This is a genomic window from Mycobacterium sp. E136 (assembly GCF_001666865.1).
GTDB lineage: Bacteria > Actinomycetota > Actinomycetes > Mycobacteriales > Mycobacteriaceae > Mycobacterium.
The window spans coordinates 1-15,275 of sequence record NZ_LZJE01000003.1; the positions used below are offsets into that span (position 1 = coordinate 1).

A 15,275-nucleotide genomic window follows, 5' to 3' on the forward strand; every position below is an offset into this window, starting at 1 on the left:
AGCACGTCTTCGACGCCAACCCGCAGATCATCCGCGACCTGAAGAACCAGTCCGGATCCGCGGCGGCCCACGGCGCGGTGCTCGTGCGGCACGAGACCTACGAGCACTCCTATCCGCACTGCTGGCGGTGCCGCAACCCGCTGATCTATCGCGCCGTGTCATCGTGGTTCATCAAGGTCACTGAGTTCCGCGACCGCATGGTGGAGCTCAACCAGCAGATCACCTGGTATCCCGAGCACGTCAAGGACGGTCAGTTCGGCAAGTGGCTGGCCGGTGCCCGCGACTGGTCGATCTCGCGAAATCGCTACTGGGGCACGCCGATTCCGGTGTGGAAGTCCGACGATCCGGCCTATCCGCGCATCGACGTCTACGGCAGCCTCGACGAGCTCGAGCGCGACTTCGGCGTGCGCCCGACTGATCTGCACCGGCCCTATATCGACGAACTCACCCGGCCCAATCCCGACGATCCGACGGGCAAGTCGACGATGCGGCGCATCGAGGACGTGTTCGACGTCTGGTTCGACTCGGGCTCGATGCCTTACGCGCAGGTGCACTACCCGTTCGAGAACGCCGAGTGGTTCACGGGCGGGGCGGACGCCGACGAGGCGCATTTCCCCGGCGACTTCATCGTCGAGTACATCGGCCAGACCCGCGGCTGGTTCTACACCCTGCACATCCTGGCCACCGCGCTGTTCGACAAGCCCGCGTTCAAAACCTGTGTGGCACACGGGATCGTGCTGGGCAACGACGGCCAGAAGATGAGCAAGTCGCTGCGCAACTATCCAGATGTGACAGAGGTTTTCGACCGCGACGGCTCCGACGCCATGCGCTGGTTCCTGATGGCCTCGCCGATCCTGCGCGGCGGCAACCTGATCGTCACCGAACAGGGCATCCGCGAAGGCGTCCGTCAGGTGCTGCTGCCGCTGTGGAACGCCTACACCTTCCTCGCGCTGTACGCGCCGAAGAAGGGGACCTGGCGCACCGACTCCGAGCATGTGCTGGACCGCTACATCCTGGCCAAGCTCGCCGTGCTGCGCGACGAACTCACCGCCTCGCTCGACGTCTGCGACATTTCGGGCGCCTGTGACCAGCTGCGGCAGTTCACCGAGGCATTGACGAATTGGTATGTGCGACGGTCCCGTTCGCGGTTCTGGGAGGAGGAACCCGACGCGATCGACACCCTGCACACCGTGCTGGAGGTGACCGCCCGGCTGGCCGCCCCGCTGTTGCCGCTCGTGACCGAGCGGATCTGGCGCGACCTGACCGGTGAACGATCAGTGCACCTGACCGACTGGCCGGAGGAGGGGCTGCTGCCCGCCGATGCCGAGCTGGTCGAGACGATGGACTTGGTGCGCGAGGTGGCGTCGACAGGCTCGTCGCTGCGCAAGGCCAAGAAGCTGCGGGTGCGGCTGCCGCTGCCGAAACTGACGGTGGCCGTGGACAACCCGCAACGACTGGTGCCGTTCACCGACCTCATCGCCGACGAGCTCAACGTCAAGGCCGTCGAGCTCACCGACGACATCGATACCTACGGACGGTTCGAGCTGACGGTCAACGCCCGCGTCGCGGGCCCCCGGCTGGGCAAGGATGTGCAGGCGGCCATCAAGGCCGTCAAGGCGGGAGCTGCCGTCGTCAACGCCGACGGAACGCTCACGGCGGGACCGGCGGTGTTGCAGCCCGAGGAGTACAGCTCGCGGCTGGTCGCAGCCGATCCCGAATACACCGCCGCGCTGCCCGACGGGGCCGGTCTGGTGGTGCTCGACGGCACGGTGACCGAGGAGTTGGAGGCCGAGGGCTGGGCCAAGGACCGCATCCGCGAACTGCAGGACCTGCGCAAGTCGACGGGTCTCGACGTGTCCGACCGGATCAGCGTGGTGATCTCGGTGCCGCAGGAGCGGCAGGCGTGGGCCCGGACCCACCGCGATCTGATCGCACGCGAAATCCTGGCGACCAGTTTCGATTTCGGTGATCCGGCCGACGGCAGCGAGATCGGCGACGGTGTGAAGGTCGCGATCGCCAAGGCCTAGCGGACAGTCAAGGCCTAGCGAACAGTCACGGCCTGAACACCGCGCGCACGGTCTGGGTGAAGTCGGCGAACACATCGGCGACGAAGCGGCGCCGCCGGTACCCGATCGCGTCCAACAAGGGCCCGTGATCGGAGGAGACGACCAGCGTCGCCCCGATGGCAGTGAGCCACCACAGGCCGCGCGCGAGCACGCGCAGTGCGACGCCCGTCCCGGCGAAACCCGCCCGCAGGCGGTGTTCCTGGAACCGCACGTGCTCGTGTTCGTCGGCGACGATGCGCGCGGCAACCGCCCGGGTGACGGGATCGGGGCAGGCCCTGGCCAGCCCGCCGTAGTAGGACAGTGCGACGACCTCGGCCACGGTCAGCACCATCAGTTCGGTGCGCAGCCCCATCAGCCTGCGCAGCCGCACGAACACGGCGTCGGACCAGTGCCGTTGCATGGGCTCGCCGCCGAGATAGTCGAGCAGGCGCAGCAGCAGTGCAGCGTGTTCCTGCTCCTCGGCGACGAAAAGCCGTGCGGCGCGGGTGTAGTCGTGATCGCCGGCATCCCCGGCTTTGCGCAAGAGCTGAGCGCCGTCGTCGCTCTCACCGAGTTGGAAGCGGCGCACCGACTCGATCAGCGGGACGCGCACGGCGTCGGGAAGCTCGCACCGGGCGCCGAAGTCGATGGCGGCGTCGGCGCGGTCGTGAACCGTGCCGTTTCGTTCGAAATGGTTGATCCACGGCGCGAATTCACCCATCGGCGACCCGGGCGCCCCGCCCGGCGAACACCACCACATCGGCGGAATGCAGCTGCCTGCCGCGGCGGTGTTCGACCTCGCCGTTGACGGTGACCAGCCCGTCGGCGATCACGGTTTTGGCGTCGGCGCCCGAGTCGATCAACCCGGCTAGCTTGAGGAACTGGCCCAGCCGGATCGAGGCATCCCGGATCGGGACATCGAGAGGTTCGGTGCCCGGCTCCGTCATGCAGGTCAGGCTAGCGCCTTAGCATCGGCAGCTGTGGACGCTCGCTGGGTTCTGCACCTCGACATGGACGCCTTCTTCGCGTCGGTCGAGCAGCTGACCCGCCCCACGTTGCGGGGGCGCCCGGTGTTGGTCGGCGGGCTGGGCGGCCGCGGCGTGGTGGCGGGGGCGAGCTACGAGTCGCGGGTGTACGGCGCGAAGTCCGCGATGCCGATGCATCAGGCCCGCCGGCTGGTGGGCGCCGCCGCGGTGGTCCTGCCGCCGCGCGGCGTCGTGTACGGCGTGGCCAGCAGGCGGGTGTTCGAGACCGTGCGGTCGATGGTGCCGGTGCTCGAGCAGCTCTCCTACGACGAGGCTTTCGGCGAGCCGGCCGAGCTCGCGGGCGCATCGGCGGGTGAGGTCGAGGAATTCTGCCGGACGCTGCGGGCGCGGGTGCTCGAGGTGACGGGGCTCGTCGCATCGATCGGTGCGGGGTCGGGCAAGCAGACCGCAAAGATCGCTTCCGGGCTGGCGAAACCCGACGGGATGCGAGTGGTCAGCCGCGATGAGGAACGCGCGCTGCTCGACGGCCTGCCGGTGCGCCGGCTGTGGGGGATCGGACCCGTCGCAGGGGAGAAGCTGCACCGGCTCGGCATCGAGACCATCGGCGCCTTCGCCGCGTTGAGCGAGGCCGAGGCGGCCGACATCCTCGGCGGCACCGTGGGCCCCGCGCTGCACCGGCTCGCCCGCGGCATCGACGACCGGCCGGTGGCCGAGAACGCACCCGCCAAACAGATCAGCGCCGAGTCCACGTTTCCCGAGGATCTGACCACCCTCGACCAGCTGCGCGAGGCGATGGGTCCGATCGGCGAGCACGCCCACCGCCGTCTGGAGAAGGACGGCCGCGGCGCGCGCACCGTCACCGTGAAGCTGAAGAAGTCCGACATGAGCACGCTCACCCGCTCGGCGACGCTGCCGTATGCCACCGCCGACGCCGCCACGCTGATCGCGACCGCACGCCGACTCCTGCTCGACCCCGTCGAGGTCGGCCCGATTCGCCTTCTCGGCGTTGGATTTTCAGGACTCTCGGACGTCCGGCAGGAGTCGTTGTTCCCGGACCTGGAGCTGGCGTCGGATGACGACGTGACGCATACGGGGCTGCCGCCGACCGTCACGGACCTCGCCGCCACCGCACCCGCGTGGCGCATCGGCGACGACGTCACCCATCCGGACTTCGGGCACGGCTGGATCCAGGGGGCCGGGCACGGTGTGATGACGGTGCGGTTCGAGACGCGCACCAGCGGGCCGGGGCAGGCGCGCACCTTCCCGGTCGACACCCCAGGTATCGAGCGGGCCAATCCGGTCGATTCGCTCGACTGGCCGGACTACGTCGCCGAGCTGGCGCGCTACCAGAGCTCCCCGTAAACGGCCGAGATCGTGAACCCGTGATCGCCGTACGTCTTGCAGGTCACGGTGCCCTGATGCCCGACACCGCAACTGGCGCCCCAGTTTTCAAGCCGATAGCCGGCGGGTAGCACGTCGACGCCCTCGCGGGTGAACGTCGGCGTGGGGGAATGGCGATACTCGGCCGGGCCGCCGCTGGTCAAAAAGGTCTGGTTGGTTCCGGGCGGGGCGTCCATCGGAACCCAGTCACATCCGATCGGTCCGCCGTTGGGACCGATACCGCAGAACACGCCGTCCGGCGTGCGGAAGAACACGTGGTAGTTCGGCGGCGGTCCGGGCCGGTAGAAGCCTTGCGCGACGGGGTAGCCGTCGATCTCGTCGGCTCCCGGCGGCGGCTCGGCACCCGCCACCGCCTCGGCGGACAGGGCCAGGGCCAGGACCGCGGTCATCGTGGCGCCTCGGCGAATCATGTTCTCGAAGTGCACGCGTCCACGTTGCCATGCGCGTCAACCCCAGCGGGCGACGGCGTCGTGGACGTCGATCCCGCTCGCGAGGGCGGCCATCAGCAGCACTCGCGCCTGCGCAGACCTCAAGTGGCGCACCGGCACGGCGCCGGCGGCGACGAGGTCGTGGCCCGGCCCGTATGCGGGGCTGACGCGTGCTCCCGGCACGCGGCTGCACACCGCGACGGCCACTCCAGCGTCACAGAGGCGGCGTACGCCGTCGATGACCGCCGGGCCGGCGTTGCCCGCCCCCATCGCCTCCAGCACGATGCCGCGCGCGCCCGCTGCGACGCACGCGTCCATCGCGACCGTGTCCGCGCCAGGATAGGCGGCGATGATGTCGACCCTCGGGGCATCCGCCGCTGCCAGCGCACCGAAGTAAGGCCGCTTCTTCGTCGCGTGCAAAGTGAAACCCTCCGGTGACACTTCGCCGATCACGGTGCCCGCGAAGCCGCGCAGGTCGCCAGTCGCCGCCTTGTGCAGTGCCAGAGGCTGCCAAACCGCACCGGCGAAGCTGACCAACACCCCGAGGCCGTGCGCCGTCGGGCTGCCGGCGATTGTCAATGCATCACGAAGGTTGAGCGACCCGTCCGAGTCCGGGGCGTCAGCGCTGCGTTGCCCCCCAGTGAGTACGACTGGTGCATCGCCGCGGTAAGTCAAATCAAGCCAGAGTGCCGTCTCCTCCATCGTGTCGGTCCCATGAGTGATGACAACTCCGCTGGCGTCGGTCGCAGTAACCTCCGAGATCACTGCACTGATGCGGTCCCAATCGGCGGGAGTCATCTGCGAGCTGTCGATCGCCATCACATCGACGACGCCGACCTCCAGCCCGCTCGTGAGCTCGGCCCCACTGCGGGCTGGCCGCTTGACGCCGTCGTCGTGCGTGCTCGTGGCTATGGTGCCGCCGGTGGTGACGACGACAAGGCGACTCATGGTGCGAGATTCTTCCGCATGCGCCCTTTGGGATGATGGGGGAGTGACTGACGACCCAGGGGTGGCCGCGGAGCCGACCGAGGAAATGGAGCCGCCGAGGCGCCGTTTGCAGCTGCTGCTAGGCATCGCGGCGGCGGTGCTGGTCACCGACATCGTCACCAAGGTTCTGGCGGTCAAGCTGCTGACCCCGGGCCAGCCCGTCTCGATCATCGGCGACACGGTGACCTGGACGCTGGTGCGCAACTCCGGTGCCGCATTCTCGATGGCCACCGGCTATACCTGGGTACTCACGCTGGTCGCCACTGCCGTGGTCGTCGGGATCGTGTGGATGGGTCGACGGCTGGTGTCACCATGGTGGGCAGTCGGGCTGGGAATGATCCTCGGCGGCGCACTCGGCAACCTCATCGACCGCTTCTTCCGTTCACCCGGTCCCCTCCAGGGCCACGTCGTCGACTTCCTGTCCATCGGCTGGTGGCCGGTATTCAACGTCGCCGATCCGTGCGTAGTCGGTGGGGCGATTCTGCTGGTGGCGTTGTCGTTGTTCGGGTTCGACTACGACACCGTCGGGCGGCGTCGGCCGGACGACGAGGGCGAATAGATGGCCCACCGGTCTCTTCCCATCCCCGAGGGGCTGGGGGGAATGCGCGTGGACGCGGGTCTCGCACGGCTGTTGGGTCTGTCGCGCACAGCCGCCGCGGCGTTGGCCGAAGAGGGCGGTGTGGAGATCGACGGCACTCGCGCCGGTAAGTCGGACAAGTTGGTGGCGGGCGCATGGCTCGATGTGCGGTTGCCCGAAGCGCCTGCGCCAGTGGAGAACACGCCGGTCGAGATCGACGGTATGGCGATCCTGTATGCCGATGAGGACATTGTCGCGGTGGACAAACCGCCGGGGGTCGCCGCCCATGCCACCGTCGGCTGGTCGGGTCCGACGGTGTTGGGCGGGCTTGCCGCCGCGGGCTTTCGGATCAGCACCTCGGGCATTCACGAGCGCCAGGGCATCGTGCACCGCCTCGACGTGGGGACCTCGGGTGTCATGGTCGTCGCACTTTCGGAGCGCGCGTACACGGTCCTCAAGCGGGCCTTCAAGCAGCGCACCGTCGAGAAGCGCTATCACGCGCTGGTGCAGGGACATCCCGACCCCTCAAGCGGGACGATCGACGCGCCCATCGGCCGTCACCGCGGCCATGACTGGAAGTTCGCGGTCATCGAAAACGGTAGGCACAGCGTGACCCACTACGACACACTGGAGGCGCACCGCGCCGCAAGCCTGCTCGACATCGAGCTGGAAACCGGTCGCACACACCAGATTCGGGTGCACTTCGCCGCGCTGCACCACCCGTGCGTCGGCGACCTGACCTACGGCGCCGATCCCACGCTGGCGAAGCGGCTCGAGTTGGAACGGCAGTGGTTGCACGCGCGCTCGCTGGCGTTCGCGCATCCGGCCGACGGGCGTCGCATCGAGATCACCAGCCCCTATCCGGCCGACCTGCAACAGGCACTCGACGCTCTCCGCCGCCACGAATTGTGACCGGTACACGGAAACCCGGCTTACTGTTCGGCGTCGGAGCCTATGCGTGCTGGGGGATGTTTCCCGCCTTCTTTCCGCTGTTGAGGCCGGCGTCCGCCGTCGAGGTGCTTGCACACCGCATCGTGTGGAACTTCCTGCTGATGGTCGTCATGGTCGCGGCCGTGCGCAGACTCGGTGATCTCAAGAAGATGACCGGTCGCACCTGGCTGCTGCTCGCCGCCGCGTCGGCATTGATCTCGATCAACTGGGGGATTTACGTCTACGCCGTGACTAACGGGCATGTGGTGGACGCAGCCCTCGGCTACTTCATCAGCCCCCTGGTGGTCGTCGCGCTCGGGCTGATGGTCTACGGTGAACGGCTCAATCGCGCGCAGTTCGCGGCGTTGACAGTTGCGGTGATCGGCGTGGCGGTGCTGACGGTGGAAGTGGACGCGCCGCCGTACATCGGTCTCGGCCTTGCGGTGTCCTTCGGCCTCTACGGTGCAGTGAAGAAGGTGGTGCCGACTGACCCGCGGGTCAGCGTCGGGGTGGAAGCCGGTATCGCCGCGCCATTCGCTGCGGCCTACATCATCGCCCTGCAAACGACCGGGCACGGGACGTTCCTTGATCACGGCGGCGACCACGTCGGGTTGATGGTGCTGTCCGGTGTGTTGACCGCCCTGCCTCTGCTGCTATTCGCCGCCGCCGCTCAGCGGCTACCGCTGGTGACGATGGGCTTGCTCTTCTACTTGAATCCGGTGATGCAGTTGACGTGGGGCGTGCTCGTCGGCCGGGAGCCGATGCCCCCGGCACGCTGGCTTGGGTTCGCGCTGATCTGGGCGGCCCTGCTCGTCTTCGGTGCCGACGCCATTCGACGGTCCGGGGGGGAACGGGAGCTTAGCTACGGACCCGTCAGGCCCTAGGAAAAAGGCGCCTCCGAGCCGGCTTGATATCGGCTTGGCCAGGCTGGGACCTCGGTTGCAATCAGGTGGCAATCGAACCGAGTTTGCTGCGCCGAGGCTTGCTCGCATACCGCAGAGCCTGCCCGTCTAGGGCGCCTCCGGATTTCCCCGCGCGGCTCGGAGACACGCTTCTGCGACACGCCGGGAAGTGTCGGAGTGCGGTCATAGACTGGCCTCCCTATGAGCCTTTCGGATTCGCGTTCGTTCGTGCACCTGCACAACCACACCGAGTACTCGATGCTGGACGGCGCCGCGAAGGTCAAGCCGATGCTCGCCGAGGCTCAGCGGCTCGAGATGCCCGCGATCGGGATGACCGACCACGGAAACATGTTCGGCGCCAGCGAGTTCTACAACGCCGCCACCGATGCCGGGATCAAGCCGATCATCGGTGTCGAGGCCTACATCGCGCCGGCGTCGCGCTTTGAGACCAAGCGCGTGCTGTGGGGCGATCCGAGCCAGAAGGGTGACGACGTATCCGGCAGCGGGTCCTACACCCACATGACGATGGTCGCCGAGAACGCGACCGGGCTGCGCAACCTGTTCAAACTGTCGTCGTTGGCATCGTTCGAAGGCCAGCTCGGCAAGTGGTCGCGCATGGACGCCGAGCTGATCGCCGAACACGCCGAGGGCATCATCGCCACCACCGGCTGCCCCTCGGGCGAGGTGCAGACCCGGCTGCGGCTCGGTCACTACGACGAGGCCGTGGCTGCAGCCGCCAAGTGGCGGGAGATCTTCGGGCCGGACAACTTCTTCCTCGAGCTGATGGACCACGGCCTCGACATCGAACGCCGCGTGCGCGAGGGCCTGCTCGACATCGGGCGCAAGCTCAACATCCCGCCGCTGGCAACCAACGACTGCCACTACGTCACCCGCGACGCCTCCCAGAACCACGAAGCCCTGCTGTGCATCCAGACCGGCAAGACGCTGTCGGATCCGAACCGCTTCAAGTTCGACGGTGACGGTTACTACCTCAAGACCGCCGCGGAAATGCGCGCGCTGTGGGACGGCCAGGTGCCCGGCGCATGCGACTCGACGCTGCTGATCGCCGAGCGGGTGACGTCCTACGAGGACGTGTGGACGGTGCGCGACCGGATGCCGGTGTTCCCCGTCCCCGAGGGGCACACCCCGGAAACCTGGCTGCGCCATGAGGTTCACGAGGGGCTCAACCGGCGCTTCCCGTCGAGCGAGGTGCCGCAGGAGTACCTCGACCGCGCCGACTACGAGATCAAGGTCATCTGCGACAAGGGTTACCCGTCGTACTTCCTGATCGTCGCCGACCTCATCAACTACGCGCGCTCGGTCGACATCCGGGTCGGGCCCGGCCGCGGGTCGGCCGCCGGCTCGCTGGTCGCCTACGCGCTGGGTATCACGAACATCGACCCCATCCCGTACGGGCTGCTGTTCGAGCGGTTCCTCAACCCCGAACGTGTGTCGATGCCCGATATCGACATCGACTTCGACGACCGTCGCCGCGGTGAGATGCTCCGCTACGCCGCCAACAAGTGGGGCAGCGACCGGGTGGCCCAGGTGATCACCTTCGGCACCATCAAAACCAAGGCGGCGCTGAAGGATTCGGCGCGTGTGCACTACGGGCAGCCGGGCTTCGCCATCGCCGACCGGATCACCAAGGCGCTGCCTCCGCCGATCATGGCGAAGGACATCCCGCTGTCCGGCATCACCGATCCCAACCATGAGCGGTACAAGGAGGCCGCCGAGGTCCGCGGCCTGATCGACACCGATCCCGATGTGCGCACCATCTACGAGACCGCGCGCGGGCTCGAGGGTCTGGTGCGCAACGCCGGCGTGCACGCCTGTGCGGTGATCATGAGCTCCGAGCCGCTGATCGACGCGATCCCGCTGTGGAAACGTCCTCAGGACGGCGCGGTGATCACCGGCTGGGACTACCCGTCGTGCGAGGCCATCGGCCTGTTGAAGATGGACTTCCTCGGGCTGCGCAACCTGACGATCATCGGTGACGCGCTGGAGAACATCCGTGCCAACCGCGGTATCGAGCTCGACCTGGAATCCGTTCCGCTCGACGACAAACCGACCTACGAGCTGCTGGGCCGCGGCGACACGCTCGGCGTGTTCCAGCTCGACGGCGGGCCGATGCGCGACCTGCTGCGGCGCATGCAGCCCACCGGCTTCGAGGACGTCGTCGCGGTGATCGCGCTGTACCGGCCCGGCCCGATGGGCATGAACGCGCACAACGACTACGCCGACCGCAAGAACGGCCGGCAGGCCATCAAGCCGATCCACCCGGAACTCGAGGAACCCCTGCGCGAGATCCTCGCCGAGACCTACGGCCTGATCGTCTACCAAGAGCAGATCATGCGCATCGCGCAGAAGGTGGCCGGTTACTCGCTGGCCCGAGCAGACATTCTGCGCAAGGCCATGGGCAAGAAGAAGCGCGAAGTCCTGGAGAAGGAGTTCGAGGGCTTCTCCGAGGGTATGAAGGCCAACGGCTTCTCCGCCGCCGCCATCAAAGCGCTGTGGGACACGGTGCTGCCGTTCGCCGACTACGCCTTCAACAAGTCGCACGCCGCCGGCTACGGCCTGGTTTCGTACTGGACGGCCTACCTCAAGGCCAACTACCCGGCCGAATACATGGCGGGGCTGCTCACCTCGGTGGGCGACGATAAGGACAAGGCCGCGGTGTACCTGGCCGACTGCCGCAGGCTCGGCATCACGGTGCTTCCGCCCGACGTCAACGAGTCGCACCTGAACTTCGCCTCGGTCGGCGAGGACATCCGCTACGGACTGGGCGCGGTGCGCAACGTCGGCGCCAATGTCGTTGCCTCGGTGATCAATACGCGCACCGAGAAGGGGAAGTTCATCGACTTCTCCGACTACCTGAACAAGATCGAAATCGGACCCTGCAACAAGAAGGTCACCGAGTCGCTGATCAAGGCCGGCGCGTTCGACTCGCTGGGGCATCCGCGCAAGGGACTGTTCCTGATCCACACCGATGCCGTCGACTCCGTGCTCGGCACCAAGAAGGCCGAAGCGATGGGGCAGTTCGACCTGTTCGGCGGCGCCGATACGGCCACCGACGCGGTGTTCACCATCAAGGTGCCCGACGAGGAGTGGGAGGACAAGCACAAGCTCGCGCTCGAACGCGAGATGCTCGGCCTCTACGTCTCCGGTCATCCGCTCAACGGCATCGCCCACCTGCTGGCCGCCCAGGTCGACACCGCGATCCCGGCCATCCTCGACGGCGACGTCACCAACGACACCCAGGTCCGGGTCGGCGGCATCCTCGCGTCGGTGAACCGACGGGTCAACAAGAACGGGTTGCCCTGGGCGTCAGCGCAACTCGAGGACCTCACCGGCGGCATCGAAGTCCTGTTCTTTCCGCAGACCTACTCGACGTTCGGCGCCGAGATCGCCGACGACGCCGTCGTGCTGGTCGGCGCGAAGGTGGCGATCCGCGACGACCGCATCTCGCTGATCGCCAACGACCTTGTCGTGCCGGACTTCTCGAACACGCAACTGGATCGCCCGCTGGCGGTCAGCTTGCCGACGCGGCAGTGCACGGTGGACAAGGTGACCGCGCTGAAGCAGGTTCTGGCGCGTCATCCCGGCACCTCGCAGGTGCATCTGCGGTTGATCAGCGGGGAGCGGATCACCACGCTCGAACTCGACACGTCGCTGCGGGTGACACCGTCGTCGGCGTTGATGGGCGATTTGAAGGCGCTGCTGGGTCCCGGCTGCCTGGGCGGCTGACGGTCAGTTCAGGACATTGACCGCCCGTGCGACGACGAGCCCGGCGGTGCCCAACGCGACGATCGCCTGCACCGTCATCAACATCTTGGCCCAGCGGGCGAGCGGCATGGTGTCGGTGGGGGAGAACGCCATCACGTTCGTCACGCTGACGTAGAGGTAGTCGACGAAGGTCGGGCGCCAATCCGGTTTGGCCACGTGGGGAGTCGTCATCTGTGGGAACAGGAAGTCGGGATAGGGCCGCTCTCCGGCGTGACGGGCGAACGGCCCGCCCCGGTCCAGCTCCCAGTACCAGATGCCGAACACGATCACGTTGGTGACGATGATCGACGCGCCGCTGCCGAGCAGCACCGCCGCGTCGTTGCTCTCGCCCCCGCTCACGATGCCGACGGCCAGCACGACGGCCGACAGGGTGTTGTCGAGCGTGATCACCGCAAGCAAAACCCAAGTGGCGTACCGGCCGAACCGCGTGCGCCGCGTCATCACCCGCGGGTTGATCGCCAACAGTGCCAGCAGCAGGAGCCCCTCCGACACCAGCAGCGGCCACCGCGGAACCAGCGTGTAATCCTTCGGGATCGCCAGCTGCAACGCCATGACCGCCAGGACGGCGATCAGCACGGGGATGGTGCTCTCGGGATCGCCGCGCCGCAGCCAGAGCGGTACGTGATGCTGTTCCGGCGGTGACTCCATTACGTCAGTGTGATGCGCCAGGATGGCCGTATGGAGTCACGACACGTCAGCACTCAGATCGCGGCCCCGCCCGAGGCCGTCTACGAGTTCGCCGCGGACCCGCAGGCATGGCCGCGGTGGGCCGCCGGGCTCGCGGAGGGCGGCCTGCGCCAGACGACGAGCGGGTGGGTGGCCGACTCGCCGATGGGCGAGGTGACCGTCGAGTTCTCGCCGCGCAACGACTTCGGCGTGCTCGACCACGTGGTACGCCTGCCGACCGGGGAAGCGGTCTACAACCCGATGCGGGTGCAGCCGTGGAGCGTGCCGACCGACGGTGACGCGCCGCGCTGCGAGGTGGTCTTCAGCGTGCGACGACGAGAGGGAATGACCGACGGGGAGTTCGATGCCGACACAGAGGCGGTGGCCGCCGATCTGGCGACGCTGAAACGGCTGATCGAGGGCTAGAGGCGCGACGAGCAGAGCGCGCTGAACGCCACCCAGGTGACGGTTCCCACCGCGGCGCCGGCGAGCACCGCCGTGGCGGCCGTCGCGGTCGCGACCCCGACCGCTAACGCGACCACGACGCCCAACACGAGGGCGATCAGTTTGTACGCGGGCCACGGCACACCGGCGACCGGCACATCGCACGTCACCCGTGCGGCCGCGGTGCGGAAGTTGCCTGCGGTGGTCATAGGAACACGATAGCTCGTAACTGAGATTTCGGCCAACCGAAACACCGAATCAGGTCACCGGATGTCTAGTGCGTCTAAGCTGGTGAGATGGCACTTTCCGGAGATTATGCACCCAGCCCCTGGGACTGGGTGAGAGAACACGCCGACCAGATCACCGAGTCCGGCACCACCGAGGGCGTGGACCTGAAGGGCAAGCCCCTCATCCTGCTGACGACGGTCGGCGCCAAGACGGGCAAGATCCGCAAGACCCCGCTGATGCGAGTGGAGCACGACGGTCAGTACGCGATCGTGGCGTCGTTGGGCGGCGCGCCGAAGCACCCGGTGTGGTACCACAACGTCAAGGCCCACCCGCGGGTGGAACTGCAGGACGGCGCGATGACCAGGGAGTATGAGGCGCGCGAAGTCACCGGCGAGGAGAAGGCGCTGTGGTGGGAGCGTGCCGTCGCGGCCTGGCCGGACTACGCCGAGTACCAGAAGAAGACCGACCGCCAGATCCCGGTTTTCGTGCTGACCCCGATTTCTTGAAAACCGCTGGTTGGTGGCACCATTGACAAGTGTCCGCTGAACTGAGCCAGAGCCCGAGGACGTCGCCGCTTCGCGCGGCCGATATCGACGAGGCCGCTCAGCGAATTGCGGAGCTCGTGGTGCGCAGCCCACTCCAACTCAGCGAGCGGCTGTCGGACGCGACCGGCGCGACGGTGTACCTCAAGCGCGAGGATCTGCAACCCGTGCGGTCCTACAAGCTTCGCGGCGCACACAACCTGCTGATGCAGTTGTCGGCCGACGAACTGGCCGCCGGCGTGGTGTGTTCGTCGGCGGGAAACCACGCGCAGGGCTTCGCGATGGCATGCCGGTCGATGGGTGTCCGCGGCCGCGTGTATGTGCCGGGCAAGACGCCGAAGCAGAAGCGCGATCGCATCCGGTACCACGGCCGCGAGTTCATCGAGCTGATCGTCGGCGGCCGAACTTACGACGACGCCGCGGCCGCCGCGCTGGCGGACACCGCGCGCACGGGTGCGACGTTGGTGCCGCCCTACGACGATCTGCGCACGATGGCTGGGCAGGGCACGATCGCCGTCGAGGTCCTCGACCAACTCGGCGGGGAACCGAACCTCGTCATCGTCCCGGTCGGCGGCGGTGGCTGTGTCGCCGGCATCACGACCTATCTGGCAGAACGCACGAGCGGAACGTCCGTGCTGGGGGTCGAACCGGCGGGCGCGCCGTCGATGATCGCGGCGCTGGCCGCGGGTGAGCCCGTGACGATCGATGACGTCGACCAGTTCGTCGACGGCGCGGCGGTGAACCGTGCAGGAACACTGCCCTACGAGGTGCTGGCCGCCGCGGGGGACATGGTGTCGATGACGACCGTCGACGAGGGCGCCGTGTGCACCGCGATGCTCGACCTCTACCAAAACGAGGGCATCATCGCCGAGCCGGCAGGAGCGCTGTCGGTGGCGGCGTTGCTGGAGACCGACATCGAACCGGGATCGACTGTGGTGTGCGTGATCTCGGGCGGCAACAACGACGTGTCGCGATATGGCGAGGTGCTGGAGCGTTCGCTGGTTCACCTCGGCCTCAAGCACTACTTTCTCGTTGACTTCCCGCAGGAGCCGGGCGCGTTGCGCCGCTTCCTCGATCAGGTCCTCGGCCCAAACGACGACATCACCCTGTTCGAGTACATCAAGCGCAACAACCGCGAAACCGGCGAAGCACTGGTCGGAATCGAACTGGGTTCGGCGACCGACTTCGAGGGCCTGCTCGAGCGGATGCGCGACTCCGACGTCCATGTCGAGGCGCTCGAGCCGGGTTCACCGGCCTACCGCTACCTGCTCTGAGGGTCGTTTCGGCCCCCGGCGGGTCGGTCGCTCCTACCATTTTCGCGTGACGACGTTCGCCCTGGTGCTCTCGCGGAAG

General features: G+C 67.5%; 15 protein-coding genes. 9 read left to right on the forward strand and 6 right to left on the reverse strand.

The features are described 5' to 3' along the window. Positions 1 to 2,027: class I tRNA ligase family protein (locus A5698_RS00085; protein ID WP_084792134.1), on the forward strand; the 2,027-nt coding region annotated here is incomplete at its 5' end. Between the two features lie 25 nt (positions 2,028 to 2,052). Here A5698_RS00085 and A5698_RS00090 read toward each other — a convergent pair. Beyond that, the gene (locus tag A5698_RS00090; RefSeq protein ID WP_068291772.1) at positions 2,053 to 2,766 is read right to left on the reverse strand and encodes a ferritin-like domain-containing protein; all 714 of its coding nucleotides are present in this window, start codon (positions 2,764 to 2,766) and stop codon (positions 2,053 to 2,055) included. Beyond that, positions 2,759 to 2,992 (reverse strand): RNA-binding S4 domain-containing protein, encoded by a 234-nt coding sequence (locus A5698_RS00095; protein ID WP_067088259.1) that lies wholly within the window; start codon positions 2,990 to 2,992, stop codon positions 2,759 to 2,761. The genes A5698_RS00090 and A5698_RS00095 overlap by 8 nt, the downstream gene beginning before the upstream one ends. 33 nt (positions 2,993 to 3,025) lie before the next feature. On the opposite strand from A5698_RS00095, the gene A5698_RS00100 reads away from it, so the two are divergent. After that, positions 3,026 to 4,393, forward strand: a complete 1,368-nt coding sequence (locus tag A5698_RS00100; protein ID WP_084792135.1) for a DNA polymerase IV — start codon at positions 3,026 to 3,028, stop codon at positions 4,391 to 4,393. Here A5698_RS00100 and A5698_RS00105 read toward each other — a convergent pair. Both A5698_RS00105 and A5698_RS00110 read right to left on the reverse strand, forming a co-directional pair. Beyond that, positions 4,375 to 4,842 (reverse strand): hypothetical protein, encoded by a 468-nt coding sequence (locus A5698_RS00105; RefSeq protein ID WP_068291824.1) that lies wholly within the window; start codon positions 4,840 to 4,842, stop codon positions 4,375 to 4,377. The genes A5698_RS00100 and A5698_RS00105 overlap by 19 nt on opposite strands. A gap of 36 nt (positions 4,843 to 4,878) precedes the next feature. Then, the gene (locus A5698_RS00110) at positions 4,879 to 5,808 is read right to left on the reverse strand and encodes an asparaginase (RefSeq protein WP_068291775.1); all 930 of its coding nucleotides are present in this window, start codon (positions 5,806 to 5,808) and stop codon (positions 4,879 to 4,881) included. 85 nt (positions 5,809 to 5,893) lie between these two features. Between A5698_RS00110 and lspA the strand changes: the two genes are divergently transcribed. From lspA to dnaE, 4 genes are all read left to right on the forward strand, one after another. Then, a complete protein-coding gene (gene lspA / locus A5698_RS00115) occupies positions 5,894 to 6,406 on the forward strand; it encodes a signal peptidase II (RefSeq protein WP_502688850.1) in 513 nt (170 codons plus the stop codon). Beyond that, complete coding sequence (locus A5698_RS00120) at positions 6,407 to 7,336, forward strand: RluA family pseudouridine synthase (RefSeq protein ID WP_068291779.1); 930 nt, start codon at positions 6,407 to 6,409, stop codon at positions 7,334 to 7,336. It begins immediately after the preceding gene. Then, positions 7,333 to 8,238 carry an EamA family transporter RarD gene (rarD, locus tag A5698_RS00125; RefSeq protein WP_084792138.1) on the forward strand — a complete coding sequence of 302 codons (906 nt, stop codon included), beginning with the start codon at positions 7,333 to 7,335 and terminating at the stop codon, positions 8,236 to 8,238. The genes A5698_RS00120 and rarD overlap by 4 nt, the downstream gene beginning before the upstream one ends. Before the next feature lie 219 nt (positions 8,239 to 8,457). Further along, positions 8,458 to 12,003 carry a DNA polymerase III subunit alpha gene (dnaE, locus tag A5698_RS00130; RefSeq protein WP_068291782.1) on the forward strand — a complete coding sequence of 1,182 codons (3,546 nt, stop codon included), beginning with the start codon at positions 8,458 to 8,460 and terminating at the stop codon, positions 12,001 to 12,003. A gap of 3 nt (positions 12,004 to 12,006) precedes the next feature. On the opposite strand, the gene A5698_RS00135 is transcribed toward dnaE, so the two are convergent. After that, the gene (locus A5698_RS00135) at positions 12,007 to 12,690 is read right to left on the reverse strand and encodes a hypothetical protein (RefSeq protein WP_156670551.1); all 684 of its coding nucleotides are present in this window, start codon (positions 12,688 to 12,690) and stop codon (positions 12,007 to 12,009) included. Positions 12,691 to 12,720: 30 nt separating this feature from the next. Between A5698_RS00135 and A5698_RS00140 the strand changes: the two genes are divergently transcribed. Beyond that, positions 12,721 to 13,134, forward strand: coding sequence for an SRPBCC family protein (locus A5698_RS00140; RefSeq protein WP_068291788.1), 414 nt, complete (start codon positions 12,721 to 12,723; stop codon positions 13,132 to 13,134). Here A5698_RS00140 and A5698_RS00145 read toward each other — a convergent pair. Beyond that, positions 13,131 to 13,361, reverse strand: a complete 231-nt coding sequence (locus tag A5698_RS00145) for a hypothetical protein (RefSeq protein WP_067088274.1) — start codon at positions 13,359 to 13,361, stop codon at positions 13,131 to 13,133. The genes A5698_RS00140 and A5698_RS00145 overlap by 4 nt on opposite strands. Positions 13,362 to 13,448: 87 nt before the next feature. On the opposite strand from A5698_RS00145, the gene A5698_RS00150 reads away from it, so the two are divergent. Further along, entirely contained in the window at positions 13,449 to 13,886 is a 438-nt protein-coding gene (locus A5698_RS00150; protein ID WP_068291791.1) for a nitroreductase family deazaflavin-dependent oxidoreductase, read from the forward strand. A gap of 29 nt (positions 13,887 to 13,915) precedes the next feature. Continuing rightward, on the forward strand, positions 13,916 to 15,196 hold the full coding sequence (ilvA, locus tag A5698_RS00155) for a threonine ammonia-lyase IlvA (RefSeq protein ID WP_068291794.1): 1,281 nt from the start codon (positions 13,916 to 13,918) through the stop codon (positions 15,194 to 15,196). Positions 15,197 to 15,275 lie beyond the last annotated feature (79 nt).

Excerpts from the sequence above, each read along its gene's own strand:
- A5698_RS00090 (WP_068291772.1), bottom strand. The coding sequence starts at position 2,766 with ATGGGTGAATTCGCGCCGTGGATCAACCATTTCGAACGAAACGGCACG.
- A5698_RS00095 (WP_067088259.1), bottom strand. The coding sequence starts at position 2,992 with ATGACGGAGCCGGGCACCGAACCTCTCGATGTCCCGATCCGGGATGCC.
- A5698_RS00105 (WP_068291824.1), bottom strand. The coding sequence starts at position 4,842 with ATGATTCGCCGAGGCGCCACGATGACCGCGGTCCTGGCCCTGGCCCTG.
- A5698_RS00110 (WP_068291775.1), bottom strand. The coding sequence starts at position 5,808 with ATGAGTCGCCTTGTCGTCGTCACCACCGGCGGCACCATAGCCACGAGC.
- lspA (WP_502688850.1), top strand. The coding sequence starts at position 5,894 with ATGGAGCCGCCGAGGCGCCGTTTGCAGCTGCTGCTAGGCATCGCGGCG.
- A5698_RS00120 (WP_068291779.1), top strand. The coding sequence starts at position 6,407 with ATGGCCCACCGGTCTCTTCCCATCCCCGAGGGGCTGGGGGGAATGCGC.
- dnaE (WP_068291782.1), top strand. The coding sequence starts at position 8,458 with ATGAGCCTTTCGGATTCGCGTTCGTTCGTGCACCTGCACAACCACACC.
- A5698_RS00135 (WP_156670551.1), bottom strand. The coding sequence starts at position 12,690 with ATGGAGTCACCGCCGGAACAGCATCACGTACCGCTCTGGCTGCGGCGC.
- A5698_RS00140 (WP_068291788.1), top strand. The coding sequence starts at position 12,721 with ATGGAGTCACGACACGTCAGCACTCAGATCGCGGCCCCGCCCGAGGCC.
- A5698_RS00145 (WP_067088274.1), bottom strand. The coding sequence starts at position 13,361 with ATGACCACCGCAGGCAACTTCCGCACCGCGGCCGCACGGGTGACGTGC.
- A5698_RS00150 (WP_068291791.1), top strand. The coding sequence starts at position 13,449 with ATGGCACTTTCCGGAGATTATGCACCCAGCCCCTGGGACTGGGTGAGA.